The 24,421-nt window shown below is 61.3% G+C and carries 22 protein-coding genes; 19 read left to right on the top strand and 3 right to left on the bottom strand.

The window, feature by feature from the left end:
- The 7 genes from glcF to GHO41_RS22235 form a co-directional block, all read left to right on the top strand.
- Nucleotides 1-867 (top strand): glycolate oxidase subunit GlcF (gene glcF / locus GHO41_RS22265; RefSeq protein ID WP_153434680.1); only part of this gene is annotated, 867 nt, incomplete at its 5' end.
- A gap of 25 nt (nt 868-892) precedes the next feature.
- Complete coding sequence (locus GHO41_RS22260; RefSeq protein WP_048386971.1) at nt 893-1,294, top strand: heme-binding protein; 402 nt, start codon at nt 893-895, stop codon at nt 1,292-1,294.
- Between the two features lie 23 nt (nt 1,295-1,317).
- Entirely contained in the window at nt 1,318-3,498 is a 2,181-nt protein-coding gene (locus GHO41_RS22255; protein WP_371928996.1) for a malate synthase G, read from the top strand.
- A gap of 200 nt (nt 3,499-3,698) precedes the next feature.
- A complete protein-coding gene (locus tag GHO41_RS22250) occupies nt 3,699-4,091 on the top strand; it encodes a VOC family protein (RefSeq protein ID WP_123751484.1) in 393 nt (130 codons plus the stop codon).
- Nucleotides 4,092-4,220: 129 nt separating this feature from the next.
- The gene (locus GHO41_RS22245; RefSeq protein ID WP_153434679.1) at nt 4,221-4,778 is read left to right on the top strand and encodes a tat (twin-arginine translocation) pathway signal sequence; all 558 of its coding nucleotides are present in this window, start codon (nt 4,221-4,223) and stop codon (nt 4,776-4,778) included.
- Between the two features lie 12 nt (nt 4,779-4,790).
- The gene (locus GHO41_RS22240) at nt 4,791-6,356 is read left to right on the top strand and encodes a GMC family oxidoreductase (RefSeq protein ID WP_153434678.1); all 1,566 of its coding nucleotides are present in this window, start codon (nt 4,791-4,793) and stop codon (nt 6,354-6,356) included.
- A 130-nt stretch (nt 6,357-6,486) separates the two neighbouring features.
- Nucleotides 6,487-7,275, top strand: coding sequence for an ABC transporter ATP-binding protein (locus GHO41_RS22235; RefSeq protein WP_153434677.1), 789 nt, complete (start codon nt 6,487-6,489; stop codon nt 7,273-7,275).
- 3 nt (nt 7,276-7,278) lie between these two features.
- Here the strand turns inward: GHO41_RS22235 and GHO41_RS22230 are convergent, their stop codons facing one another.
- Nucleotides 7,279-8,064, bottom strand: coding sequence for an IclR family transcriptional regulator (locus tag GHO41_RS22230; RefSeq protein ID WP_088500249.1), 786 nt, complete (start codon nt 8,062-8,064; stop codon nt 7,279-7,281).
- A 257-nt stretch (nt 8,065-8,321) separates the two neighbouring features.
- Between GHO41_RS22230 and GHO41_RS22225 the strand changes: the two genes are divergently transcribed.
- From GHO41_RS22225 to GHO41_RS22170, 12 genes are all read left to right on the top strand, one after another.
- A complete protein-coding gene (locus GHO41_RS22225) occupies nt 8,322-10,412 on the top strand; it encodes a TonB-dependent receptor (protein ID WP_153434676.1) in 2,091 nt (696 codons plus the stop codon).
- A 67-nt stretch (nt 10,413-10,479) separates the two neighbouring features.
- Nucleotides 10,480-11,799, top strand: coding sequence for an NtaA/DmoA family FMN-dependent monooxygenase (locus GHO41_RS22220; protein ID WP_153434675.1), 1,320 nt, complete (start codon nt 10,480-10,482; stop codon nt 11,797-11,799).
- Nucleotides 11,792-12,688 carry a Fe2+-enterobactin ABC transporter substrate-binding protein gene (gene fepB / locus GHO41_RS22215; protein ID WP_153434674.1) on the top strand — a complete coding sequence of 299 codons (897 nt, stop codon included), beginning with the start codon at nt 11,792-11,794 and terminating at the stop codon, nt 12,686-12,688. The genes GHO41_RS22220 and fepB overlap by 8 nt, the downstream gene beginning before the upstream one ends.
- 96 nt (nt 12,689-12,784) lie before the next feature.
- The gene (locus GHO41_RS22210) at nt 12,785-13,732 is read left to right on the top strand and encodes an iron ABC transporter permease (RefSeq protein ID WP_153434681.1); all 948 of its coding nucleotides are present in this window, start codon (nt 12,785-12,787) and stop codon (nt 13,730-13,732) included.
- A complete protein-coding gene (locus GHO41_RS22205; protein ID WP_153434673.1) occupies nt 13,729-14,772 on the top strand; it encodes an iron chelate uptake ABC transporter family permease subunit in 1,044 nt (347 codons plus the stop codon). Before GHO41_RS22210 ends, GHO41_RS22205 begins: the two co-directional genes overlap by 4 nt.
- 293 nt (nt 14,773-15,065) lie before the next feature.
- A complete protein-coding gene (locus GHO41_RS22200) occupies nt 15,066-15,920 on the top strand; it encodes a MurR/RpiR family transcriptional regulator (RefSeq protein WP_153434672.1) in 855 nt (284 codons plus the stop codon).
- A 37-nt stretch (nt 15,921-15,957) separates the two neighbouring features.
- Complete coding sequence (ddpX, locus tag GHO41_RS22195) at nt 15,958-16,509, top strand: D-alanyl-D-alanine dipeptidase (protein WP_262123637.1); 552 nt, start codon at nt 15,958-15,960, stop codon at nt 16,507-16,509.
- A 182-nt stretch (nt 16,510-16,691) separates the two neighbouring features.
- On the top strand, nt 16,692-18,263 hold the full coding sequence (locus GHO41_RS22190; RefSeq protein ID WP_371928997.1) for an ABC transporter substrate-binding protein: 1,572 nt from the start codon (nt 16,692-16,694) through the stop codon (nt 18,261-18,263).
- 76 nt (nt 18,264-18,339) lie between these two features.
- A complete protein-coding gene (locus GHO41_RS22185; RefSeq protein ID WP_048369272.1) occupies nt 18,340-19,356 on the top strand; it encodes an ABC transporter permease in 1,017 nt (338 codons plus the stop codon).
- 1 nt (nt 19,357) lies between these two features.
- Nucleotides 19,358-20,242 carry a D,D-dipeptide ABC transporter permease gene (gene ddpC / locus GHO41_RS22180; protein ID WP_048386942.1) on the top strand — a complete coding sequence of 295 codons (885 nt, stop codon included), beginning with the start codon at nt 19,358-19,360 and terminating at the stop codon, nt 20,240-20,242.
- A 2-nt stretch (nt 20,243-20,244) separates the two neighbouring features.
- Nucleotides 20,245-21,234, top strand: a complete 990-nt coding sequence (locus GHO41_RS22175) for an ABC transporter ATP-binding protein (protein ID WP_153434670.1) — start codon at nt 20,245-20,247, stop codon at nt 21,232-21,234.
- Nucleotides 21,234-22,193 carry an ABC transporter ATP-binding protein gene (locus GHO41_RS22170; RefSeq protein WP_048386940.1) on the top strand — a complete coding sequence of 320 codons (960 nt, stop codon included), beginning with the start codon at nt 21,234-21,236 and terminating at the stop codon, nt 22,191-22,193. The genes GHO41_RS22175 and GHO41_RS22170 overlap by 1 nt, the downstream gene beginning before the upstream one ends.
- 103 nt (nt 22,194-22,296) lie before the next feature.
- On the opposite strand, the gene lpdA is transcribed toward GHO41_RS22170, so the two are convergent.
- Nucleotides 22,297-23,688 carry a dihydrolipoyl dehydrogenase gene (gene lpdA, locus GHO41_RS22165; RefSeq protein WP_153434669.1) on the bottom strand — a complete coding sequence of 464 codons (1,392 nt, stop codon included), beginning with the start codon at nt 23,686-23,688 and terminating at the stop codon, nt 22,297-22,299.
- Nucleotides 23,689-23,698: 10 nt separating this feature from the next.
- Nucleotides 23,699-24,421, bottom strand: a 723-nt coding sequence (locus GHO41_RS22160) for a 2-oxo acid dehydrogenase subunit E2 (RefSeq protein ID WP_178126555.1), incomplete at its 5' end; no start/stop codon positions are given.

The raw sequence follows: 24,421 nt of genomic DNA, 5'->3' as shown, positions 1-24,421 counted from the left end.
GGGTTACGCGCCGTGGTGCCCAAACCGGGCCTGTTTAAAGGGTTGCTGGGCAGCGGTCAGGTGTTTCGCGCCGTGTTACCCGCGACCTTGCAAAGCAAGCTGCCACAGAACGTCGAGCCTGCCAAAGCACGCCCGACCCGCCGTCATGCCCGTCAGGTATTGATGCTCGAAGGCTGCGTGCAACCCGGCTTGTCGCCCAACACCAACGCGGCCACCGCCCGCGTGCTGGACCGGCTGGGCATCAGCATCACGCCAGGCCGTGAGGCCGGTTGTTGCGGCGCCGTGGATTACCACCTCGACGCACAAGCCGCGGGCCTGAACCGGGCCCGGCGCAACATCGACGCATGGTGGCCAAGCATTGAACAAGGCGCCGAAGCCATCGTGCAAACCGCCAGCGGCTGCGGGGCCTTTATCAAGGAATACGGGCACTTGCTGAGCACCGATCCGGCGTATGCCGACAAGGCCAAAAAGGTCAGCGCCCTGGCCAAGGACCTGGTTGAAGTGTTGCGCGACGAGCCTCTGGAAACCCTTGCCATCAGCAGCAGCCAGCGGGTGGCCTTCCATTGCCCGTGCACCTTGCAGCACGCACAAAAGCTCGGCGGCGCGGTGGAATCCGTCCTCACCCGCTTGGGTTTCAACCTCACTGCGGTGCCAGACAGCCACTTGTGCTGCGGCTCGGCAGGCACTTATTCGCTGACCCAACCCGAATTGTCGCGGCAACTGCGCGATAACAAGCTGAACGCGCTGGAAAGCGGCAAACCCGAGGTCATCATCACCGCCAATATCGGCTGCCAGACCCACCTTAACGGTGCCGGACGCACCCCGGTGAGGCACTGGATCGAGCTGGTCGAAGCGGCATTGCCTTAACCCCCCAACTCACTTGAGACCTGTCATGAAAAGCAAAGCCGTATTGAGCCAGACCGAAGTCCAGCAGATTCTCAAGGCTGCCCGCAGCGAGGCGCAGAACAACCAATGGGCCGTGAGCATCGCGATTGTCGATGACGGCGGCCACCCGCTGGCCCTGGAGCGGCTCGATGAGTGCGCACCGATCAGCGCCTACATCGCCACCGAAAAAGCCCGCACCTCAGCCCTGGGCCGCCGCGAGTCCAAAGGCTACGAAGACATGGTCAATGGCGGCCGCCATGCGTTTTTGTCCGCGCCGTTGCTGACCTCCCTTGAAGGCGGCGTGCCGATCATCGTCGACGGCCAGGTCATCGGAGCCATTGGCGTGTCCGGGGTCACCTCCGTGCAAGACGCGCAAGTCGCCAAAGCTGGCGCGCACAGCCTCAAATAAACCGAACTGAAGGAGAGATAACAGTGAGCGATTTCATTAACTGCCACGGCCTCAAGGTTGCACCCGTGCTGCACCACTTCATTGAACACGACGTGCTGCCGGGCACCGGGCTGGATGCGCAAGCGTTCTGGAGCGGTTTCGCCGGGCTGGTGCACGAACTGGCGCCGATCAACCGCGCCCTGTTAGCCGAGCGGGATCGCCTGCAAGGCGAACTCGACACCTGGCACCGCGCGCATCCCGGCCCGATCACCGACATGGCGGCGTACCGCAGCTTCCTCAGCGGCATTGGCTACCTGCAGGCGCAACCGGAGTTAGTCAAGGTCAACACGGCCAACGTCGACAGCGAAATCAGCACACAGGCCGGGCCACAGTTGGTGGTGCCTGCCGCCAATGCGCGCTACGCCCTGAATGCGGCCAACGCGCGCTGGGGTTCGCTGTACGACGCGCTCTATGGCACCGATGTGATCGCCAGCGACGGCGGCGCTGAAGCGGGCCGCACCTACAACCCGCTGCGCGGGGCCAAAGTGATTGCGTTTGCCCGGGTGTTTCTGGATCAGGCGTTCCCGCTGCAAAAGGGCTCGCACGTGGATGCCACGCGCTACCAGATTGAAGGCAGAACCCTGCTGGTCAGCCTCAAAGATGGCAGCCAGAGCGGTTTGGCCAACGCCGCCCAATACCTTGGTTATCAGGGTGCGCCCGCCGAGCCGACGGCCATTGTGCTCAAGCACAATGACCTGCACGTTGAAATCCAGATCGACCGCCACAGCGTCATCGGCCAGTCGGACGCCGCGGGGGTCAAAGACCTGCTGATGGAGGCCGCGCTCTCAACCATCATCGACTGTGAAGACTCGGTAGCGGCGGTCGACGCAGACGACAAGGTGCAGGTCTATCGCAACTGGCTGGGCTTGATGAAGGGCGACCTTAAAGAAGACCTGGTCAAAAACGGCAAAACCATCACCCGACGCCTCAACCCCGACCGCGAATACACCGGCGCCGACGGCTCGCCGCTGACGCTGCCGGGGCGCTCGTTGCTGTTTATCCGCAACGTCGGGCACCTGATGACCAACCCGGCGATCCTCGATAACCAGGGCCTGGAAATTCCCGAAGGGATTCTCGACGGCGTCATCACCAGCCTGATCGCCGTGCATGACCTGCAACGCCGGGGCAATTCCCGCGCTGGCAGCGTGTACATCGTCAAACCGAAAATGCACGGCCCGGCCGAAGTGGCTTTCGCCGAGCAGTTGTTCAGCCGGATCGAAGACCTTCTGCAGCTCCAACGCCACACCCTGAAAATGGGCATCATGGACGAAGAGCGGCGCACCAGCGTCAACCTCAAGGCCTGCATTGGCGCCGCCGCGTCACGGGTGGCGTTCATCAATACCGGCTTTCTCGACCGCACAGGAGACGAAATCCACAGCGCCATGCAAGCCGGGGCGATGCTGCGCAAGGGCGACATGAAAGGCACGCCGTGGATTGCCGCCTACGAGCGCAACAACGTGCTGGTGGGGCTTGACTGCAACTTGCGCGGCCGCGCACAGATCGGCAAAGGCATGTGGGCCATGCCGGACCGGATGGCCGACATGCTGCAACAGAAAATCACCCATCCCCAAGCCGGCGCCACCACCGCCTGGGTGCCATCACCCACGGCGGCGACCCTGCATGCGCTGCATTACCACCAGGTGTCGGTACACGACGTGCAAACCACCCTCGAAAAGACCCGCTACGCCGACGTCAGCGAGTCCCTGCTTGAAGGGCTGCTGACCGTGCCGGTGGTAAGCAAGGCCGAATGGTCAGCGGACGCCATCCGCGAAGAAGTCGAAAACAATGCCCAAGGTTTGCTGGGCTACGTGGTGCGCTGGGTTGAACAAGGCATTGGTTGCTCCAAAGTGCCCGACATTCACGACGTGGGCCTGATGCAAGACCGCGCGACGTTGCGTATTTCCAGCCAGCACATCGCCAACTGGCTGCTGCATGGCGTGATAAGCCGTGAGCAAACCCTCGAAATCTTGCAGCGCATGGCCCGAGTGGTTGACCAGCAAAACGCCGACGACCCGCAGTACACACCCATGGCGGCAAATTTTGATCAATCGGTCGCGTTTCAGGCGGCGTGCGCGTTGGTGTTTGAAGGGTGCGCGCAACCCAATGGCTACACCGAGCCGCTGCTGCACACGTTCCGGCTGGCGTATAAACAGTCGCAGGGGTAAACCTTGACGCAGCCTCGCGCTGCTCGGCAGCGACTACGCATCTGTGGCCGCTGCCGAGCAACGCGAGGCTGCGATCTTTAAATCGATCGTTCCATGCCAAAACGTAGTACCCCTCTATTACCTGCCCCGCTGCAATTGGTCTCATGATCCATTGGAATGTGCTTATAACAAGAACCAGAATTCCAAGGCAGGATGAGGCAATGGCAAAGTTTATTCATTCCATGATCCGCGTAGGCGATCTCGAAAAATCCATGCATTTCTATCAGCAGGCGTTTGGGCTTATCGAGTCGCATCGCCTGGAGTTTGACGACTTCTCACTGGTCTATCTGCGCGACATCGAGAGTGGCGCAGAAATAGAACTCACCTGGAACAAGGGCCAGACCGAGTACACCCACGGCACGGGCTACGGGCACGCCGCCTTCGTGGTCGATGATCTCGATCAGCAGTTCAAGCGCCTCAGCGACTTGCAGTGGTCGCCCGCCCCCATCAAAGAATTTAAAAGAGACGGCGAACTGCTCGCGCGGTTCTTTTTTATCCAGGACCCCGATGGCTACAAGATCGAGGTGCTGCAACGTGGAGGTCACTATCAATAGAAACACCTGATTGCTTTAAACCGGCGTCCGGCTGGAGGGGCTTACCGCTGTCACCCGCTCCCGCCAACCCGCGACCTGTGATTTGCCTGTGACACTGTTACTCCTATAAAAATAACAAGGAGACATTTCATGCAAGACCTAAAGGTCAATCGTCGTCGCTTCCTGCAAGGAAGTGGCGGGCTGCTGTTAGGCACCCTCATATTCAGTTCCGGCCCTATCGCGCTGCTGGCTCCCAGCCAGTCCTGGGCCATGGAAATGAACACACTCCCCAGTGATGCAGCATCGCAATTGTTGCTTGTGGTGCGGCGCATTTATCCCCATGACCGTATGGAAGACGCTGTCTACGCCTTTGCTGTGAAGGCGCTGGATGAGCGCGCATCGGCCGACCCTTCAATACTGCCGCAGCTGGAAAAAGGCCTCGCCGAGCTGGACACGCTGGCGGGCGGCAAGTGGGCGAGCCTGGATGAACACCAGCAAGTGGCCCTGCTTGAAAAAATCCAGAACAGCGACTTTTTCAAGCTGGTGCGCGGCACGTCGGTCAACTCGCTGTACAGCAATGAACTGGCCTACGAGCACTTCGGCTACGAAGGCGCCTCCTTCCCTAAAGGCGGCTACCTGATGCGCGGCTTCAATGACCTGAAGTGGCTACCCGCCGCGCCAGCCGATGCCAGTCCCAGTGCGTTTTGAGGAGCAGCGAACATGACGACTTACAGTTTTGACGACGATTCGGTAGTGATCATCATCGGCTCCGGCGCAGGCGGCGGCACGCTGGCCAACGAGTTGTGCCAAAAAGGCATCCCGGTGGTGTTGCTGGAGGCCGGTGCACGGCAATCCCCGGCAACGTTTATCAACGATGAATGGCCTTCGTTTGCGCAATTGTCCTGGGGCGACACCCGCACCACGTCGGGCTCCTGGCAGATCGCCAAAGACTTCCCCAACCTGCCCGCCTGGATCTGCAAAACCGTGGGCGGCACCACCACCCACTGGGCCGGTGCCAGTATTCGCCTGCAAGAACACGAATTTCGCGCGCGCCAGATGTACGGCGATGTCAAAGACGCCAACCTGCTGGACTGGCCCTTGACCCTGGCTGAACTGGAGCCCTATTACGAACGCGCCGAAAACAAAATGGGCGTCACCCGCACCCACGATATCCCCGGCTTACCGGGCAACAACAATTTCCAGGTGATGTACAACGGCGCCAAAAAGCTCGGCTACAAGGAGTGCTCAACCGGGCACATGGCAATCAACAGCCGTGGCCGTGACGGGCGAGCACAATGCATGCAGCTCGGATTCTGTTTCCAGGGCTGCAAGATGGGCGCGAAGTGGTCCACGCTGTATACCGAAATCCCCGCCGCCGAAGCCACCGGCAAGCTCGACTTGCGCACCCAGGCCCATGCCGTGCGCATCGAACATGACGCCAAGGGCCGCGCCAATGCCGTGGTCTATGCCGATGCCCAAGGCCAGTTGCACCGGCAAAAAGGCCGTATCGTGGCGATTGCCGGCAATGCGATTGAAACACCGAGACTGTTGCTCAACTCGTCCAGCGCGATGTTTCCCCACGGTCTGGGCAATGGCTCGGGGATGGTCGGCAAACACTACATGCGCCACACCACCGGCTCGGTATTCGCCGAGTTCAACGACCCGGTGCATTTCTATCGGGGCACGATCATGGCGGGGCTGATCAGTGACGAGTCGCGCTTCAACCCGGATCGCGGGTTTGTCGGCGGCTATGAAATGGAGACCATTTCTCTCGGCCCATCGTTTATGGCGGCGTTTTTTAATCCGGGCGCCTGGGGCCGGGATTTCACCCGTGTGATGGACAACTACACGCATCTGGCGGGCATGTGGCTGGTGGGTGAAGACATGCCCCGCGAGACCAACCGCATCACCTTGAGTGACACCAAGGACCACTTGGGCATCCCCGTGGCCAACGTGCACTACGACGATCACCCCAATGACCTGGCCATGCGCGAGCACGCCTTCAAACAAGGCAGCGAGGTGTACGAAGCGGTGGGCGCGCTGAAAACCCACCGCGTGCCGCCCTACCCTTCAACCCACAACCTGGGCACTTGCCGCATGAGCCTGAAAGAGGCCGACGGGGTGTGCAACAAACACGGCCAGAGCCACGAGGTGCCTAACCTGTTTATCTCGGACGGGAGTCAGTTCACCACCAGCGCGGCCGAAAACCCCACGCTGACGATTGTCAGCCTGGCCATCCGGCAAGCGGATTACATTGCCGAGGCCCTTAAAACCAAGGCCGCATAACGTTGACATCAAAAGATCGCGGGCCTCGCGATCTTTTGATCTTGATATCGCCCCGCACTTTCCGTATTGCGGAACAAATTCCGCATCTGTGATACTGGCCGCCCTTCTGACTGGCCAGGAACTCTTCTCCATGACCCATCGCTTGCGTGCCGATGCCGTGACGCTGCGTTACGAGCAACGGACGATTTCGACCGATCTTTCGGTCAGCATTATCGATGGCTCGTTCACCGTGATCGTCGGCCCCAACGCCTGTGGCAAGTCGACCTTGTTGCGCGCCTTGTCCCGCTTGCTGACCCCGGCCAGCGGCCAGGTGTTGCTTGATCAGCAGGTCATCACGCTGTTGCCGGCCAAAGAAGTTGCCCGCACCCTAGGTTTGTTGCCGCAAACGGCGGTGGCCCCCGATGGCATCACCGTGGCCGATCTGGTCGCCCGTGGACGTTATCCGCATCAGTCTTTTTTGCGCCAGTGGTCGCTGGCCGATGAGCAGGCCGTCAGCGCGGCAATGGCGGCAGCGCAGGTCACGGAACTGGCCGGCCGCTTGCTGGACGAACTGTCCGGCGGCCAGCGCCAGCGTGTGTGGATTGCCATGGTGCTGGCGCAGGAAACACCGATCCTGCTGCTGGATGAACCCACCACGTTTCTTGATATTGCCCACCAAATCGAGCTGCTCGAACTGCTCGCCCGCCTCAACCGCGAGGGCCGCACGATAGTCGCCGTGTTGCACGATCTGAATCAGGCCTGCCGTTACGCTTCACACATCATTGCGATGAAAGATGGTGCGATTGTCGACCAGGGCGCTCCCAGTGAAATATTCACCGAAGCGCTGGTCGAGCAAGTGTTCGGCCTGGCATCGGTGATCATTCCTGACCCGGTCACCGGCACCCCGCTGGTGGTGCCCAAGGCCCGGGCCATCGACTAAGGTTTACTCGCCACCCTGCCAGGGCAAACCGCCGGTGGACTGATTGACCCGATTGGCCGCATGGAACAGCGCACGGCGATCTTCGGGCGATTTCAACTGACCCAGATCGGCCACGGTGGTCATCACGCAGACCAGCTCGCCCTGGGCGTCAAACACCGGGGCCGCCTGCCCGGTCACGTTCGACAGCAAGTGGCTGGTGAGCTCGGACCAGCAAGCACTGCGCACATCTTCAAGTACCGCCTTGGTTGGCGGCGTGCCGCGAAAATGCGCGGGCTGTTGCTTGCGCGCTGCATCAATCGTGGTCTTCGGCAAAAAGGCCTGAAACACCAGCCCGCAGGCGGTGTTGTCCAGCGGCAGGATATCGCCCAAAGCTAACGGGCTGATGGAGAAGTAGGCGCTGCGATACCAGCGCACCAGCGTCGGCCCGCGGTCGGTCCAGATCGCCACCCCGCCACTGGCGGCATGCTGGTAGGCCAGGGCTTTCATTTGCGCGGCGGCGATTTCTACCGCGTCCACACGTTTGAGGGCGCCAATGCCAATGCTCAGCGCCGCCGGGCCGAGGTCATACAGGCCGGTGGCCGGGTCCTGTTTGGCCAGGCCTTCCTTGACCAGGCTTTGCAGGTAGCGATGGGTCGTGGAACCGCCGGTACTGGTGCGCCGGGCGACTTCACCCAAGGCCAGTTCGCGCTCAGCGCTGGCCAGCACATTCAAAAACCGTGCAGCAATGGCCACCGACTGAATCGTGCCCGAACGCTTTTCGTTCGGGGTCTCGGGGGCCTCGTCGTCCACGCTGGCCTTCAACTTCTTCAAATAACCTCTCCTCGCCACTGTCTCGCAGCAGTCTCTCAATAGGCATCCATCGACGACGCGATGACGCAACGGCGATGCGCATGATACCGACTTTAGCGTCCCTTACTGCGGACAAAAAAAGCAGCGTAGTTCACACCAACAAATACCGCATAGAGGAATGAATTCTTTATTGAGGAACGTAATGGCTACATGCTAGGATCGCCATTAACGAGGATCATTCTCATTTGGAGCATCTCTTGAAGGCCTATCCATCCCGCAAGCTGAGCCGTGGTTTCAGCGTTTTAACCTTGTCTACCCTGCTCGGCGCGTCCTGTGCGCTGGCTGAAGAGAGCGTGGTCAGCGAGAAGAAAACATCGCTGGTGTTCGAGCCGATTACCGTCACCGGCGAGAAACTTGAGCGTGAGTTAAAGAACACCGCCTCCTCGGTCACGGTCATCAGCGGTCGCGAAATCGACCAGCAAAAAACCGGTGACTCGACGGTTCACGAAGTGCTCCAGGGCGTACCCAACGTGATCTACACCGACACCGTGGGCGCTCCGGTCATTCGCGGGATGGACAGCCAGGGGCCGAACAACGGGCAGAACGTGTTCTGGGGCGGCACCGTGCCCCGCGCGACGATCAACCTCGACGGCCATTACCTGAATTACAACGAGATGTTCTTTGGCGCGACGTCGGTCTGGGACCTGGACAGCATCGAAGTGTTCCGCGGGCCGCAAACCACCTCGCAAGGGGCCAACGCGATTGCCGGGGCGATCATCGTCAACACCAAAAACCCGACCTTCACCCCCGAGGCGCTGTACCAGGCTGAAATCGGCAATTACAACCACAAACGCACCTCGATTGCCCTCTCCGGCCCATTGATGGGCGAAGACCTGGCGGGCCGTCTGGCGGTGGATTACTCGGCCCGCGACACGTTTATTGACTACACCAGCCCCAACTTCCAGAAGGGCAAGACCGATCAAGACTTCAGCGCGCTGAACGCCCGCGCCAAATTGCTCTGGCTGCCCAGTTCGATCACCGGGCTGGAAGCCAAGCTGACACTGGTCCACAACGACAGCAACCGCCCCAGCCAGGAAGCGGCCTCCGAGCCTTTCCACAAGCTCGACCACACCACCACGACCATGCCGTCGTGGGAGCAGACCACCAACACCGGGATCCTCGATGTCAGCTATGACTTCGACAACGGCCTCAAACTGTTCAATCAGGCGCAGTACTCGCACTCCAGCGTCAAACGCTACACCGGCATTCGCGGCCAGGGCGACGCCGACGTCAAGCAGAACAACCTGTCCAACGAAACGCGCCTGACCTTTGGTGACCAGCACAGCGAATTCAGCGGGGTCGGCGGTGTGTATGTGGCCCGCACCAAATCCGATGAATCCCTGCTGCTGTCGGGGCTGTCGAGCTTTGATGACACCAAGGAAAACTACGGCGTCTTCGGTGAATTGAATTACCGCCTGAACGACCGCTGGACCCTCAGCAGCGGCCTGCGTTATCAGGAAGACCGCATTGACCGCCAGGGCACTTCGGTGCTCGCCCCCGGCCCGCTGGACTACCAGAAAACCTTCTCGGCGTTTCTGCCCAAAGTGTCGCTGGCCTTTGCCGCCACCCCGGACTGGACCGTTGGCGCGATGGTCAGCCGTGGCTACAACCCGGGCGGCATGTCGCTTAACCTGAGCACCCGCCAGTGGCAGGATTTCAAGGAAGAATCGGTCTGGAACTACGAACTGTTCACCCGCGCCAACCTGCTCGATGACCGGCTGATCCTCAGCGCCAACCTGTTCTACATGGACTTCAAGGACGCGCAGTACAACATCCCGGTGGTGATCTCGCCCGGCGTCGCCCAGTCGTACACCATCAATGCCGAAAAAGCCCATGGCTACGGGCTTGAGCTGGGTGCGGACTACCAAGTGCTGGACACCCTCAAACTGCGCGGCAGCGTTGGCACCTTGCGCACCCGCATCGACAAGATCTCCAGCAACGAGGCCTATCAGGCCAATGAATTTGCCCGTTCCCCCGGCTACAGCCTGAGCTTTGGCCCGAGCTGGGACATCACCGATAAAGCCAACCTGTCGGTGCAAGTGCGGCATTTCGACGGCTACTACTCCGACACCGCCAACACCAAGAGCCTGAGCATCGACTCGTACACTCTGACCGATGCGCGCATGAGTTATCGCTTCAGTGAAGCGGTCGAGCTGTATGGCTACGTGAAGAACGTCTTCGACGACCGCTCCGCCATTTACATGCAGCAAAACCGTGGCATCGGCGGCCTTGAAGCGAGCATGACCACACCCCGGATGTTCGGCGTCGGGGTCAAGGGCGCGTTCTGATCCCCCGCCCCTCTGTAGGAGCGAGCTTGTCTCGCGATCTTTTTGTTTAGGTCACAAAGGTTTGATCATGAGTCGCAAAAAACACCTGCACATCGGTCTGTCCCTGGCGCCCACCTGGTTGAGCGGCGACGGCTGGAGACGCGAAAACAGCAACATCGAAGGGATTTTCACCGCTGATTACGCCATTGACCTGGCCCGCCGCGCCGAAGCCGCACACCTGGACTTTGTGTTCCGTCCGGACGTCAGCAGCATGCCCACCGAAATGCTTGCCAGCGGCTCCGGATTTGCCAGCCTCGACCCCACGGTGCTGCTGGCGGCCGTCGCCCGGGAAACCACGCATATCGGCCTGGTCTCCACCGTCTCGACCACCTTTTTTCCGCCGTACGTGGTTGCCCGTCAGCTGCAATCACTGAACTGGGTGAGCCGTGGCCGCGCGGGCTGGAACATCGTCACTGCCCTGCAAGGCCACGAAAATTTTGGTCTGGAACACATGCCCGGCGCCGAAGAGCGCTATGAGCGCGCCGCCGAATTCACCCAGGTGGTGCAGGCGCTGTGGGCCAGCTTCCCCAGTGAAGCCTTGCAGATAGACCGCGCCAGCGGCCGTTATGCGGACGTGGCCCAGGTCAATCCGATCAACCATGACGGCAAGCACCTCAAGGTCAAAGGCCCGCTCAATTTGCCCGCCTTCCCCGACACCCGCATCCCGCTGATTCAAGCCGGCGCGTCAGACTCCGGGCGCGATTTTGCGGCCTCGGTGGCCGACCTGGTGTTCGCCCCGACGCCCGATATAGAGGCCGCCCAAGACCTGCGCCGCGACCTGTCTGAACGTGCCCTGCGCCACGGTCGCAACCCGGCGGATATTCGTTTGTTGCCCGGCCTCAGCCTGTACCTGGCCGCCACCCGCGAAGAAGCCCGCGCCCTGTTTATGCAAACCCATGCCCGCCTCGACCGCACGCGCAAACTGGCGTCGATCAAAGACATGATCGGCCTCGACCTGAGTCACTGGGCAGCCGATCGCCTGGTGACCAGGGCCGACCTGCCTGAAGTACCGCCCAGTGCCGGGAGCCGTACCCATAACAGCCTGCTGCGACGCCTGATCGAACGCGAATCACTGACCATTGACCAACTGCTGCTGCGCCCGGAAGTGATTTCGGCGGCGCACTGGCAAGTGGTGGGCACCGTCGATGATGCCGTGGAGCAGATCCTTGAATGGGCCGACTCGGGCGCCATTGACGGGTTTATCGCGGCGCCGGGAGGGGCTGTCGAGTCCGTGCATTTATTTCTGCAGCAGGTGATGCCGCGTCTGGTACAAGCCGGGCGTTTCCGCGAGCAATACAGCGGCTCGACCTTTGCCCATCACCTCAACGAGCCATGCACCGATGATTAAACTGCGCGCCCTGCCCTTGTTGTCGCTGGCGGCCTTGCTGCTGGCCAGTGTCGCCCACGCCGCCGACACACCCCGGCGCATCGTTTCGACCACTCCCAGCGTGACCGGCATCTTGCTGGCCATGAACGCGCCCTTGATCGCCACTGCCGCGACCACCCCCAGCAGACTGTCTGACGCCAAGGGCTTTTTCACGCAATGGGCTGAGGTGGCCGACCAACGCGGGGTGCAGGTGTTGTACAGCAATTTGCTGTTCGACATCGAAGCAGTGATCGGCCAGGACCCGGACCTACTGGTGCTGTCTGCCACCGGGGCCGACAGCGTGATTCAGCATCAGGGTGAGCTGCAAGCCCAGGGCATCAACACCACCGTGGTCAACTACTCGAACCAGAGCTGGCAGCAAATGGCGGTTGAACTGGGCAAGGTAACGGGCCTGGTACAGCAGGCACAGGACGCGATCAAGCGTTTCGACGACTACACCGCGCAGGTTGCCGCAACCCTGACGCCGCCTGCCGAACCGGTGAGCGTGGTCGGCTACAACATTGCCGGGAGTTACTCGGTCGGCCTGCCGAGCAGCCCGCAGGCGCGCCTGTTGTCGGCGCTGGGTTTCAAGGTCGCTGGCTTGCCTGAGGCGCTGGACGCGCAAGTGCGACGCAGCTCGGACGTGGGCTTTATTTCCCGTGAAAACCTGTCCAGGGCGATTGTCGGTGACAGCGTGTTTTTACTCGGCGGCAATAACGCCGACGTGCAAGCGTTTCTCGCGGATCCGGTGCTGGCCAACCTGCCTGCGGTGATCAATAAACGGGTCTACCCGCTGGGAGTCAGCTCGTTTCGCATCGACTACTACTCGGGGCGGCAAATGATCGACACCGTGGCACGGAGTTTTCACTGAGTGAGGCCATTGTCTTTGCAATACACCGCACGCGGTGATGCCCGCCAACGCAAGCGTTACCGGGGGCTGATCGGCGGCGTTGCGTTGCTGTTGTTGATGAGTGTGCTGAGCTTGACGCTGGGCTCACGCTCGATTGATCTGGCGCAGGTGCTGGACGCGCTCAGGCACTACGACCGGCATAACGACTTGCACCTGATCGTGCGCGAAATGCGCGTGCCGCGCACGTTGGTGGCAATCCTCGCCGGGCTGGCCCTGGGCGTGGCCGGGGCGATCATGCAAGCCGTGACGCGCAACCCGCTGGCTGAACCGGGCCTGCTGGGGATCAACGCCGGTGCCGCGCTGGCGGTGATCATCGGCGCGGTGGCGTTCCATGTGGTCACGCCACTGGCCTATGTCTGGTTTGCCTTTATCGGCGCCGGGCTGGCCGGGATAGCGGTGTTCATCATCGGCCAGGCCCACTCCAGCGGGAACAACCCGGTGCGGCTGGTACTGGCCGGGGCCGGGTTGTCGATCATGCTGACCTCGATCACCGGGATCTTCATCCTCAATGCCCCTACCGAAGTGTTCGATCAGTTCCGCCATTGGGCTTCCGGTTCACTTGAGCGCAGCGGTATGGAGGCAGCCGCCATCTTGGCCGTGACGGTCAGCCTCGGCTGCACGGTGGCCCTGTTGATTGTCAGCAACCTGAACATTTTGGCGTTGGGCAAGGACCTGGGCCTGGCACTCGGCGCCAGCCCGCGCTCGACCTGGCTGCTGGCGTGCCTGGCGGTCATGCTGCTGGCCGGGGCAGCCACGGCTGGGGCCGGGCCGATTGCCTTTGTCGGGCTGGTGGCACCGCACATTGCCCGCTTGCTGGTGGGCCCGGATTATCGCTGGATCCTGCCCTACTCCGGGCTCTACGCGGCCATTTTGTTGCTGGGCGCCGACGTGCTGGGCCGAGTGGTAGTCGCCCCGTCTGAAATCGCTGCCGGGATCGTCGCCCTGTTGCTCGGCGGGCCCTTCTTTATTGCTGTGGTGCGCAAGTACCGACTGAGCCAACTATGAAAAACAGCCTGCCCGCCGTAGTTCGTTTCGCCCACTGCTCGTTTGTCTGGCGCCCACGGGCGGCATTGATCGGCGCCGGATTACTGCTCTTGGTACTGCTGCTGGCCGTGCTGTTACTGGGCATCGGCACCTTGCACCTGAGCCCCGGCGAGGTGCTCGCCAGCCTGTTCGGCCTGGGTGACAACCCGACGGCCGAGCGGATCATTCAGCGGGTGCGTTTGCCCCGCGTGCTCACCGCCGTGTTTGTCGGCGCCGCGTTGGGCATGGCAGGGTCGGTGTTTCAGTCGATCTCGCGCAATGCGCTGGGCTCGCCGGACATCATTGGCTTTACCACCGGCGCAGCCAGTGGCGCCATTGTGCAAATCATCCTGTTCAATGCCGGGCCGTTGGGCACCTCGCTGGCGGCCGTACTCTCAGGCGTCTGCACAGCCGCCGTGGTGTTTGTCCTGTCGCTGAAAGGCCGCACCACCGGCGGCTATCGTCTGGTGCTGGTGGGGATTGGCGTCGGCGCCATGCTCACCGGCCTCAACACCGTCTTGCTGGTGACCGGCGACCTCGATCAGGCCATGACCGCGCAACTGTGGTTGTCGGGCTCGCTGAACACCCGCACCTGGTCCCACGTGGTGCCTGCTGCAATAGGCTTTGTACTGATCGTGCCGATTGCGATCTACCATGCGCGGCCGTTGAACATGCTCGAGATGGGTGACGACACCGCTTGCCAACTGGGCGTCCCGGTTGAGCGCTCGCGACTGGTGATGGTCATGGCCGCCGTGGGTTTGACCTCGATCGCCACGGCGGCGGCCGGGCCGATCAGCTTTATCGCCCTGGCAGCGCCGCAACTGGCCAGACGCCTGACCGGCTCACCGGACATCCCGCTGGTGTCCGGCGCCATCATGGGCGCCCTGCTGTTACTCAGCGCCGACCTTGTAAGCCAGCGCTTCCCGCTGAACCTCAACCTGCCCATCGGCCTGACCACCGGGCTGTTGGGCGGTTTTTACCTGCTGTGGCTACTGACCCGAATTCGCAAGCCAATCGGCTAACTCTCTGTTGGAATACACGCTAGTGAAGTGTGGGAGCGGGCTTGCTCGCGATGGCCTTCAGAGCCCCCCATTAAGTCGGTCAGTACGCGTCATCGTTAACGACCATCGCGAGCAAGCCCGCTCCCACAGAGCCTGAATGGCTTAAGTGAGCGGCATTCCCACGCAAAAAATTAATTCCTCTGCAATCCGCAGAAAAGCCGTTGTGTCCGCTCGAAGACTGATGTTATGTTGATAACACAAAGAGTGAAAATGACACTCATATAACACTCACCTGTCGGCGCGCGTTGATCTTTATGGAAAAAAACAATTTTTTTCAGTTGCTGGAACATGAGTTTTCCAGCATGACGCCGACCGGCAAGCGCATTGCCAGTTACTTGCTCGGCAACCCGCAACAACTCCCTTTCGAGTCCGCGGACAGCATTGCGCTGCAAGCCTCAACCACCGGAATTTCGGTCGGGCGGTTCTTGCGCTCGTTGGGTTATCAGAACCTCGACGACGTCAAACAGAGCTTGCGCGGTGAAGTGCCTGCGTCCTGGTTGATCACCGACCGGATTGCAGCCTTTCGCGCTGAAAGCAACGGCGGTGACGCACTCGACCGTTCGATGCAACGTGAAATCGAAGCGATCCAGTACGTCTATGAAGTGGCGCGCAGCGAAGCCTTTGCCCAGATCGTCAAACGCATCCACGAAGCCGATGCCGTGTTCATTATCGGCATCCAGTCCACCCGCGGGATTCTCACGGCTTTTCACAGCCACCTTGAGTACATCCGCCCCAAGGTTTTCTACGTAGACGGCCTGTCCGGCATTTACGCGGAGACGTTGAATTCAGGCTTCGACAACCCCTACGCGATCATTGCCGACTTTCGCGCGTATTCCAGCGTGACCCAGACCTTCTGCCAGGCGGCCCTTGAAAACGCATTGCCGCTGGCCCTGATTACCGACCTGCAATGCCCGTGGGCCCGTGACTACGCGCTGGACCTGTTGCAGATCAAAACCGATGTGGGCCAATTTTGGGATTCCCCGGCGCCGCTGGCATGCCTGTTGAATCTCATGGTTTCAGCTGTTGCGCAGCAATATGGCGAACACCTGGACGTCCGTTTGGCCAAGAACCGTCAACTGCAAAAAGCCTTCGGCCAGTTCGAAGGTTAAGCGCAGTGCCCCAACCGATTTCACCAGGAGTGAGTGTGTGAATCAGAGCGTTACCAGTCCCAGCCCGCTGATTGAGATTGATGCCCGGCAGTTTCAGGTGCAGATCAACATGATCTACGCCACTGCCGACAATCTGGCCGGCAAAGTGATCTACCCGACAACCCGTTGCCTGCTGCATCGCGATGCCGCTGCCTGCCTGCGCAAGGCCAGCGAACTGGCGCGACTGGCCGGTTACAGCCTGCTGATTTATGACGCCTACCGGCCGCCTGCTGCGCAGTTCCTGTTGTGGGAAGCCTTGCCCAACGGCGACTACGTGCGCGATCCGCATCTGGGCTCACACCACAGTCGTGGTGTCGCGGTTGACCTGACACTGGTGGACGGCGACGGCGTAGCGCTCGATATGGGCACGGGTTTCGACACCATGGAAGAACCCTCGCACCAGTTCTACCCACACTTGCCCGTGCAGGTGCAACGCAATCGCTTGCTGCTGTTAGGGGTGATGCTCGGAGCCGGCTTTCAGCCGATCGCCAGTGAATGGTGGCATTACGAATTACCCAACGCCGACGACTACCCGTTGATCCACGAGTAACACCTGTTTGAGCCGTAAAAGGTCGATGAAACCAAAGAGTTTCAGGGCCAACGCACTACCAGAAAAGAACAACAAAAACGCTGTAAACATGCTTCAACTGCTACTGCCCGGTTATAGATTCCAAAAAAAAACCTGACCCACTTCCAGACATCGAATGTTGAAGGAAACCGGCAATGACCGTCATGAACCCCGTGAACCGCCACACCCCTCCCCGTGCCCGCAGATTGGCGCTGAGTTTTTTGTGTGCCGCCTTGAGCCTCGGCGCCTGGCAGGCTGCTACCGCCGCCGTGGCACAGGACACGCTGATTATCGGCAAACCCGCCGACCCGCAAACCCTCGACCCCGCCGTGACGTTCGATAACAACGACTGGACCATTACCTACCCGTCCTATCAGCGTTTGGTGGGCTACAAGACCGACGGTGACAAGAGCAGCACCGAAGTCGAGGGCGACCTGGCCGAAAGCTGGACCGTGTCCCCCGACAACCTGGTATGGGAATTCAAGCTCAAGCCGGGCAACAAGTTCGATGACGGCAGCGCCGTAGACGCCGCAGCAGTGAAATTCTCGTTCGACCGTTTGATGACCCTCAAGCAAGGGCCGTCCGGGGCATTCCCGGAAGACATGGTGGTCACTGTGGTTGACCCGCAGACCATCCGCTTCACCCTGAAAACACCTTTTGCGCCGTTCCTCTACACCCTGGCCCACAACGGCGCCTCGGTGATCAACCCGCTGGTGGCGAACAAAGGCGCAGACACCAACGCCTGGCTGTCCAGCCACACCGCAGGTTCGGGCCCTTATCGTCTGGCCAATTGGCAAAAAGGCCAGTCGCTGACCCTGGAGCCAAACCCTCACTACGCCGGCCCCGCGCCTGCGTTGAAAACCGTGGTGTTGAAAATCATCGCCGAGCCTTCGGTACGTCGCTTGCAACTGGAACGTGGCGACCTCGACATTATTGAGGACATGCCCGAAGACCAGTTGGGGGCGCTGGCCAGCAAGCCAGGCATTGCAGTCAAAGAGTACCCGTCCCTGCGGGTGACCTACCTGTACCTCAACAACAAAAAAGGCCCGTTGACCAACGTTGACGCCCGCCGTGCGATCACCGAAGCGGTGGACTACAAAGGCATCGTCAGCGGCATTCTCAAGGACAAGGCCGAGCTGCTGAACGGGCCGATCCCCAAAGGCATGTGGGCGTATGACAGCTCGCTGCCGAACATGAAGCAGGACATGGCGGCAGCAGCCGACAGCCTGGCCAAAGTGCCGAAAAAGATCACCAACCTGAGTTACATGTACTCGGACAAGGACGCCAACTGGGAACCGATTGGCCTGACCTTGCAAGCGGCCCTGATGCCGCTGGGCATTAACCTCAAGATGGAAAAAACTGCCAACGCCACCCTGCGCGAACGTGTGGGCCAGGCCGACTACGACATCGCCGTCGGCACCTGGAGCCCTGACTTCGCCGACCCGTACATGTTCATGAACTTCTGGTTCGACTCCAAAATGCAGGGCCTGCAAGGCAACCGCTCGTTCTACAGCAACCCGCAGGTCGACACGCTGATTCGTGAGGCGGCCACCACCAGCGATCAGGCCAAGCGCGTTGAGTTGTATCAGGACGCGCAAAAGCTGGCGCTCAACGACAGTGCGTACGTGTACCTCTACCAAAAGAGCTACACCTTGCCGATGCGTGATTCGGTCAAAGGCTATGTGTTCAACCCCATGCTCGAACAGGTCTTCAACCTGGGCAGCATGAGCAAGTGAACCAGCGCTTTCGTGCACGCCGCTAAAGGCGTGCACGGTTTTCTGATATCTGTCGTTTGAGTAACAGAGGTGCCTTATGGCCTTCCTGACGTTGTTGCGCAAGCGCCTGCTTGGCCTGTTGCTGGTCGTGTTCGGTGTTTCGCTGATTACTTTTGCCATTTCCCACCTGATTCCTGGCGACCCCGCCCGACTCATTGCCGGTGACCGTGCCAGCGATGAGCTGGTGGCCGGCATCCGCCATCAACTGGGGCTTGACTTGCCGCTGTACCAACAATATGGCCGTTACTTGCTGGACCTGGTGCAGGGCGACCTCGGCACGTCGATCCGCACCAATCGCCCGGTGCTCGAAGACCTGCAGGCGTTCTTCCCGGCGACCCTGGAACTGGCGGTGGTCGCGTTGTTCCTGGCGATCGTGGTGGGCGTACCGCTGGGTGTGTTGTCGGCCGTCTATCACAACCGCGCCATCGACCAGATTGCACGGACCCTGGCGGTCACCGGGATTTCAACCCCGGCTTTCTGGCTGGGGCTGGGCGCCATCGTGCTGTTTTATGGCCACCTGGGCTGGCTGCCCGGTGGCGGGCGCCTGTCCGAAGGGCTTGCCCCGCCAACCACGATCACCGGGTTCTACCTGATTGACGCCCTGCTGGCCGGAAACTTCAGCCTGTTTGTGGACGCGCTCAAACACCTCATCCTGCCCGCCGCCACACTGGGTTTCGTGACGCTGGGGGTGATCGCCCGGCAAATTCGCTCCGCCATGCTCGACCAGCTCGGCGAGGACTATATCCGCACGGCCCGCGCCTATGGCCTGTCGCGCTGGACCGTGATCCTGCGCCACGCCCTGCCCAATGCGTTGATCCCTTCGGTGACGGTGCTCGGCCTGACCCTGGGCGACTTGCTATACGGCGCAGTGCTCACCGAGACCGTCTTCGCCTGGCCCGGCATGGGCGCCTACGTCGTCAAGTCGATCCAGTCGCTGGATTTCCCTGCGGTAATGGGTTTCGCCATTTTGGTGTCGTTTATCTATGTGTTGCTGAACATGGCCATCGATCTTCTGTATCGCGTGATCGACCCGCGTATCGGCGAGGTGAATTGAAATGTCCGTTCCTCTGACTTCCGCCGCCCCCACCCCGCGCTGGCGCGAGCAAACCGCCTACTTGATCCATCAGATCCGCCGCAGTCCGCTGACCATGGCCGGTTTGGCCATCACCCTGATGGTGGTGCTGTGCATGATCTTCGCGCCATGGCTGGCCAGCCATGACCCTAACGCCCTGAACCTCTCGGCGCGTTTGGCCGCGCCGTCTGCCGAGCACTGGTTCGGAACCGATGAAGTAGGCCGTGACCTGTTCAGCCGGGTTCTGTTCGGCAGCCGTCAATCGGTCGGCGTCGGTTTGTTCGTGGCCTTTTCCGCGTGCTTTATCGGCGGGCTGCTGGGCTGTTTTTCCGGGGTGATTGGCGGGCGTTTCGACGCCGTGACCATGCGCATGATGGACATCATGCTGTCGGTTCCATCACTGGTGCTGATCATGGCCCTGGCGGCCGCACTGGGCGCCAGCCTGTTCAATGCCATGCTGGCGATTACTCTGGTGCGGATCCCTTCTTATGTGCGATTGGCCCGCGGCCAGTCTTTGAGCATTCGCCAGATGGGCTACGTCAAGGCCGCCGAAACCTTCGGTGCCGAGCGCTGGCACATGGTCCACTGGCACGTTGCGCGCAACGCCATGCCGCCTCTGCTGGTGCAACTGAGCCTGGACATCGGCAGCGCCATTCTCATGGCCTCGGCCCTGGGCTTTATCGGCCTGGGTGCGCAACAGCCTACCGCTGAGTGGGGGGCAATGGTCGCCACCGGGCGCAATTACATTCTGGATAACTGGTGGTACTCCACCTTCCCGGGGCTGGCGATTCTGATTACGGCGACGGGCTTCAATTTGTTGGGCGATGGCGTACGCGATCTGCTCGATCCACGCCAGCAGGGGAAATAAGCATGTCTACTTGCAATCCAGTGTTGGCCATCGACAACTTGAGCCTTGAGTTCCCGGCCTACAAGAGCAGCGTCAAGGCCCTCAATGGCGTGTCTTTGCACGTCAACCCCGGCGAAATTGTGGGCGTGGTCGGCGAGTCCGGGTCGGGTAAATCCGTCACCGCGATGCTCAGCATGCGCTTGCTGCCCGAGCGCAGTTACCGGATCACCTCCGGCAGCCTGAGCATGCTCGATCGCGACATGCTCAACACCCCTGAAAAAGAGCTTTTGAAGATTCGCGGCCGTGATGCGGCGATGATCTTCCAGGAGCCGATGACCGCACTCAACCCGACGCGGCGGATCGGTCGGCAAATGCTCGACGTGATCATCCATCACCAAAAAATCAGTACACAACAGGCCCGGGCCAAGGCCATCGAGCTGCTGCGCGACATGCACATCGCCAGCCCCGAGCAGGTTCTGGACAGCTACCCGTTCGAACTGTCGGGCGGCATGCGCCAGCGGGTCATGATTGCCCTGGCGTTCTCATGTGAGCCGCAGTTGCTGATCGCCGACGAGCCCACCACCGCACTCGACGTCACGGTGCAGCGTCAGGTGCTGCTGTTACTGCAAGAAAAGGCCCGGCAAAAAGGTACTGCCATTCTGTTGATTACCCACGACATGGCCCTGGTGTCGCAGTTCTGCGACCGGGTGTACGTGATGTACACCGGCGCAGTGGTTGAGCAAGGGCTGACCGCGGATGTGATGCGCCATCCGCGCCATCCCTACACCCAGGGGTTGCTCAGCGGCTTGCCGGAAATGGTCGAGCCGGGGCAGCCCTTGATGACCATTCCCGGGCAAGTGCCGAATCTCTCGCGCCTGCCCGTCGGCTGCACGTTCGCTGAGCGCTGCCAGCATGCGTTGCCGATATGCAGCGAGCGGCCGGTGTTGACCGCCATCAACCACGATGAACAACGTAAAAGCGCTTGCTGGCTACCGCATAAGGAGCTTTCGTGATGAACAGTGCAGTGTCTGAATCGGTGGCCGTGGTGCCTCACGAGATCCTTCAATTGACCGACGTGCGGGTGCGCTTCCCCGTCAGCAATGACTGGCTGGGACGGCCCCGGGGCTATGCCCATGCTCTGAATGGCATCGACCTTCAGGTCAGGGCCGGAGAAACCCTGGGCATCGTCGGAGAGTCCGGCTGTGGCAAAAGTACCCTGGCGCAAGTGCTGATGGGCCTGGTTGCCCCCAGCAGTGGCGCGTTGAGCTGGGCCAACGGCAACAAAGGCCAGGGCAGCAGCAATGTGCAAATTGTCTTTCAGGACCCGCAATCATCACTGAACCCGAGGTTGCCGATCTGGCGCATCATCACCGAGCCGCTTTATGCGCGCGGCATGCGCTCACGCGAACAGATGCGCGACATTGCCTCGAAAGTGGCCGCCCAGGTCGGTATCCGTCCGGAATACCTGGACCGTTTTGCCCACCAGTTCTCCGGCGGCCAGCGCCAGCGGATCGCCATTGCCAGAGCCTTGTCGTCGGACCCGGACATCATCGTGCTCGACGAGCCCACCTCTGCGCTGGACATCTCGGTGCAGGCGCAGATCCTCAACCTGCTGGCCGAGTTACAACGGGCGCGCAATCTGACCTACATCCTGATTTCCCATAACGTCTCGGTGGTACGGCACATGTCTGACCGGGTGGCCGTGATGTACTTGGGGCAGATCGTCGAGCTGGGCAGCGCGGCGCAAGTTCTCGATCAGCCGCGCCACCCGTACACCCGCCTGCTCTTCGAAGCCGTTCCCCGCCTGGGCGTGCCATTGCGGGCCGAACAGGTGGCAGCGCCCACCGAATTGCCGGGCAACCGAAACCTTCCCCAGGGGTGTTTCTTCCGCGAACGCTGCAGCCTGAGCACCGACGGCTGCCAACAGCCGCAAGCGCTTGAGACGGGGGTCCGGTGTCATGTGCAGCAGTGAATAAAGCGCTGTGGCCAGCGTGCTCGCGGTCTTTTGATCGGGTGTTTTGAAGATCAAAAGATCGCGAGACAAGCTCGCTCCTACAGGCGAGGTGAACGGTTTGTCAGCTGTGCAGTGCCCGCTCGTAGGCGGCCAGCACGGCTTCGTGCATGGCTTCGGACATGGTCGGGTGCGGCAGGATGCTGTCGATCAGTTCAGCCTCGGTGGTCTCAAGCCCACGGGCGATGACGTAGCCCTGGATCATTTCGGTGACTTCTTCACCCACCATGTGTGCGCCCAACAGTTCGCCGCTGTCGGCGTCAAAGATGACTTTGACGAAACCTTCGGTGGCGCCCATGGCGATGGCCTTGCCGTTGGCCACGAAGGGGAATTTACCGACGTTGATCGCCTTGCCGGCCGCGCGTGCCTGGGCTTCGGTGTAGCCCACGCTGGCCACTTGCGGGTGGCTGTAGGTGCACGCGGGGACGCTGAGCGGGTTCAACGGATGCGGGGTTTGCCCGGCGATTTTCTCTACGCAGATCACCGCTTCGTGGCTGGCCTTGTGCGCCAGCCACGGTGCCCCGGCAAGGTCGCCAATGGCGTACACACCCGGTTCGTCGGTGCGACAGTAGTCATCGACCTGCACATGGCTGCGCTCGACCTTGACCCGAGTCCCTTCGAGCCCAAGGTCTTCAACGTTGCCCACAATCCCGGCCGCCACCAGCACCACATCGGCCTGTAACGTCTCCTGGCGCTTGCCTTGCAGTTGCACCTGGACGCTGCCCTGCTGGACGTGACTGCTTTTGACTGCACAACCGGTGTACAAGTTGATGCCTTCGCGGGTCAGGGACTGGGCCACGTGGGCGCTGATGTCCTGGTCTTCGACCGGCAGGATGCGCTCGGCCATCTCCACCACACTGACGTGGGCACCCAGGGCGTGGTAGAAGCTGGCGAACTCGATGCCGATGGCGCCGCCACCGATGATCACCAAACGCTTGGGTATGCTTTTTGGCACCAGCGCTTCGCGGTAGGTCCAGAAGTGTTGGCCGTTTGGCTCCATGCCCGGCAGCACGCGGGCCCGTGCGCCGGTGGCAAGGATGATGTGCGCCGCACGCAGCTGTTGTTCGCCCTGCTCGCCGGTCACGCTCAGACGCTGCGGGCCATTAAGCCGCCCATGGCCGTTGAAGACCTGGACACGGTGTTTTTTCATCAGCCCGCTGACGCCGCGCTGCAACTGCGCCGCCACGTCGCGGGAGCGTTTGACGATGGCCTCCAGGTCCGGTTTGGCCTGGCCCACGTCAATGCCAAAGCCTTTGGCATTGCGGATCAGACGCAAAACGTCGGCGCTGCGCAACAAGGCTTTGGTGGGGATGCAACCCCAATTCAGGCAGATCCCGCCCAAGTGGGTCTTCTCGACCAGCGCCGTGCGCAGGCCCAACTGGCTGGCACGGATCGCCGCGACGTAACCGCCGGGGCCGCCGCCCACCACGATCACGTCGAAAGTGTTATCGCTCATGGGGACTCCCTCAAATCAGCATGCCCAGCGGGTTTTCCATCAGGCCCTTGAACACGGCCAGCCATTGCGCCGCCAGCGCACCATCCACGGCGCGGTGGTCCACCGACAAGGTGCAGCGCATGACCGCGCCGGCTTTCAGCTCGCCGTCTTCAACCACTGGTTTTTGCTGGGTCGCGCCCACCGCCAGAATCGCTGCGTGAGGCGGGTTGATAATGGCGCTGAATTGCTCGACACCGAACATGCCCAGGTTGCTGATGGTGAAGCTGCCGCCCTGATATTCCTCGGGCCGCAGGCGTCCGTCACGGGCACGCCCGGCCAGTTCTGCGACATCGGCGCTGATCTGCGACAAGGCTTTGCCGCCCGCGTTGCGCACCACCGGGGTAATCAGCCCGGTGTCCGTGGACACCGCCACGCACACATCGACCTCGTGGTACTGGCGCAGCGCAGTGTCGGTCCAGGTCACGTTCATGGCCGGTACCTGGCGCAGGGCCACAGCCACGGCCCTGACGATAAAGTCGTTGATCGAGATTTTGCGCGGCGCGCTCTGGTTGACTTGCTCACGCAAGGCCAACAAGCGCTCCATGCGAATCTCGACGTCCAGGTAAAAATGCGGGACCGTGGCCTTGCTCTCTACCAGGCGCCGGGCAATGGTTTTACGCATGCCGCTGTGGGGGATTTCATCAAAGGCCGGGCCGCTGACCGCTGCCGCAACCACCGGTGCAGGCGCTACGGG

The organism is Pseudomonas sp. FSL R10-0399, from assembly GCF_009600165.1.
Lineage (GTDB): Bacteria > Pseudomonadota > Gammaproteobacteria > Pseudomonadales > Pseudomonadaceae > Aquipseudomonas > Aquipseudomonas helleri.
This window is presented reverse-complemented; position numbering and strand designations above follow the sequence as displayed.

Excerpts from the sequence above, each read along its gene's own strand:
- GHO41_RS22260 (WP_048386971.1), top strand. The coding sequence starts at position 893 with ATGAAAAGCAAAGCCGTATTGAGCCAGACCGAAGTCCAGCAGATTCTC.
- GHO41_RS22250 (WP_123751484.1), top strand. The coding sequence starts at position 3,699 with ATGGCAAAGTTTATTCATTCCATGATCCGCGTAGGCGATCTCGAAAAA.
- GHO41_RS22245 (WP_153434679.1), top strand. The coding sequence starts at position 4,221 with ATGCAAGACCTAAAGGTCAATCGTCGTCGCTTCCTGCAAGGAAGTGGC.
- GHO41_RS22240 (WP_153434678.1), top strand. The coding sequence starts at position 4,791 with ATGACGACTTACAGTTTTGACGACGATTCGGTAGTGATCATCATCGGC.
- GHO41_RS22235 (WP_153434677.1), top strand. The coding sequence starts at position 6,487 with ATGACCCATCGCTTGCGTGCCGATGCCGTGACGCTGCGTTACGAGCAA.
- GHO41_RS22220 (WP_153434675.1), top strand. The coding sequence starts at position 10,480 with ATGAGTCGCAAAAAACACCTGCACATCGGTCTGTCCCTGGCGCCCACC.
- fepB (WP_153434674.1), top strand. The coding sequence starts at position 11,792 with ATGATTAAACTGCGCGCCCTGCCCTTGTTGTCGCTGGCGGCCTTGCTG.
- GHO41_RS22210 (WP_153434681.1), top strand. The coding sequence starts at position 12,785 with ATGAGTGTGCTGAGCTTGACGCTGGGCTCACGCTCGATTGATCTGGCG.
- GHO41_RS22205 (WP_153434673.1), top strand. The coding sequence starts at position 13,729 with ATGAAAAACAGCCTGCCCGCCGTAGTTCGTTTCGCCCACTGCTCGTTT.
- GHO41_RS22200 (WP_153434672.1), top strand. The coding sequence starts at position 15,066 with ATGGAAAAAAACAATTTTTTTCAGTTGCTGGAACATGAGTTTTCCAGC.
- GHO41_RS22190 (WP_371928997.1), top strand. The coding sequence starts at position 16,692 with ATGAACCCCGTGAACCGCCACACCCCTCCCCGTGCCCGCAGATTGGCG.
- GHO41_RS22185 (WP_048369272.1), top strand. The coding sequence starts at position 18,340 with ATGGCCTTCCTGACGTTGTTGCGCAAGCGCCTGCTTGGCCTGTTGCTG.
- ddpC (WP_048386942.1), top strand. The coding sequence starts at position 19,358 with ATGTCCGTTCCTCTGACTTCCGCCGCCCCCACCCCGCGCTGGCGCGAG.
- GHO41_RS22175 (WP_153434670.1), top strand. The coding sequence starts at position 20,245 with ATGTCTACTTGCAATCCAGTGTTGGCCATCGACAACTTGAGCCTTGAG.
- GHO41_RS22170 (WP_048386940.1), top strand. The coding sequence starts at position 21,234 with ATGAACAGTGCAGTGTCTGAATCGGTGGCCGTGGTGCCTCACGAGATC.
- lpdA (WP_153434669.1), bottom strand. The coding sequence starts at position 23,688 with ATGAGCGATAACACTTTCGACGTGATCGTGGTGGGCGGCGGCCCCGGC.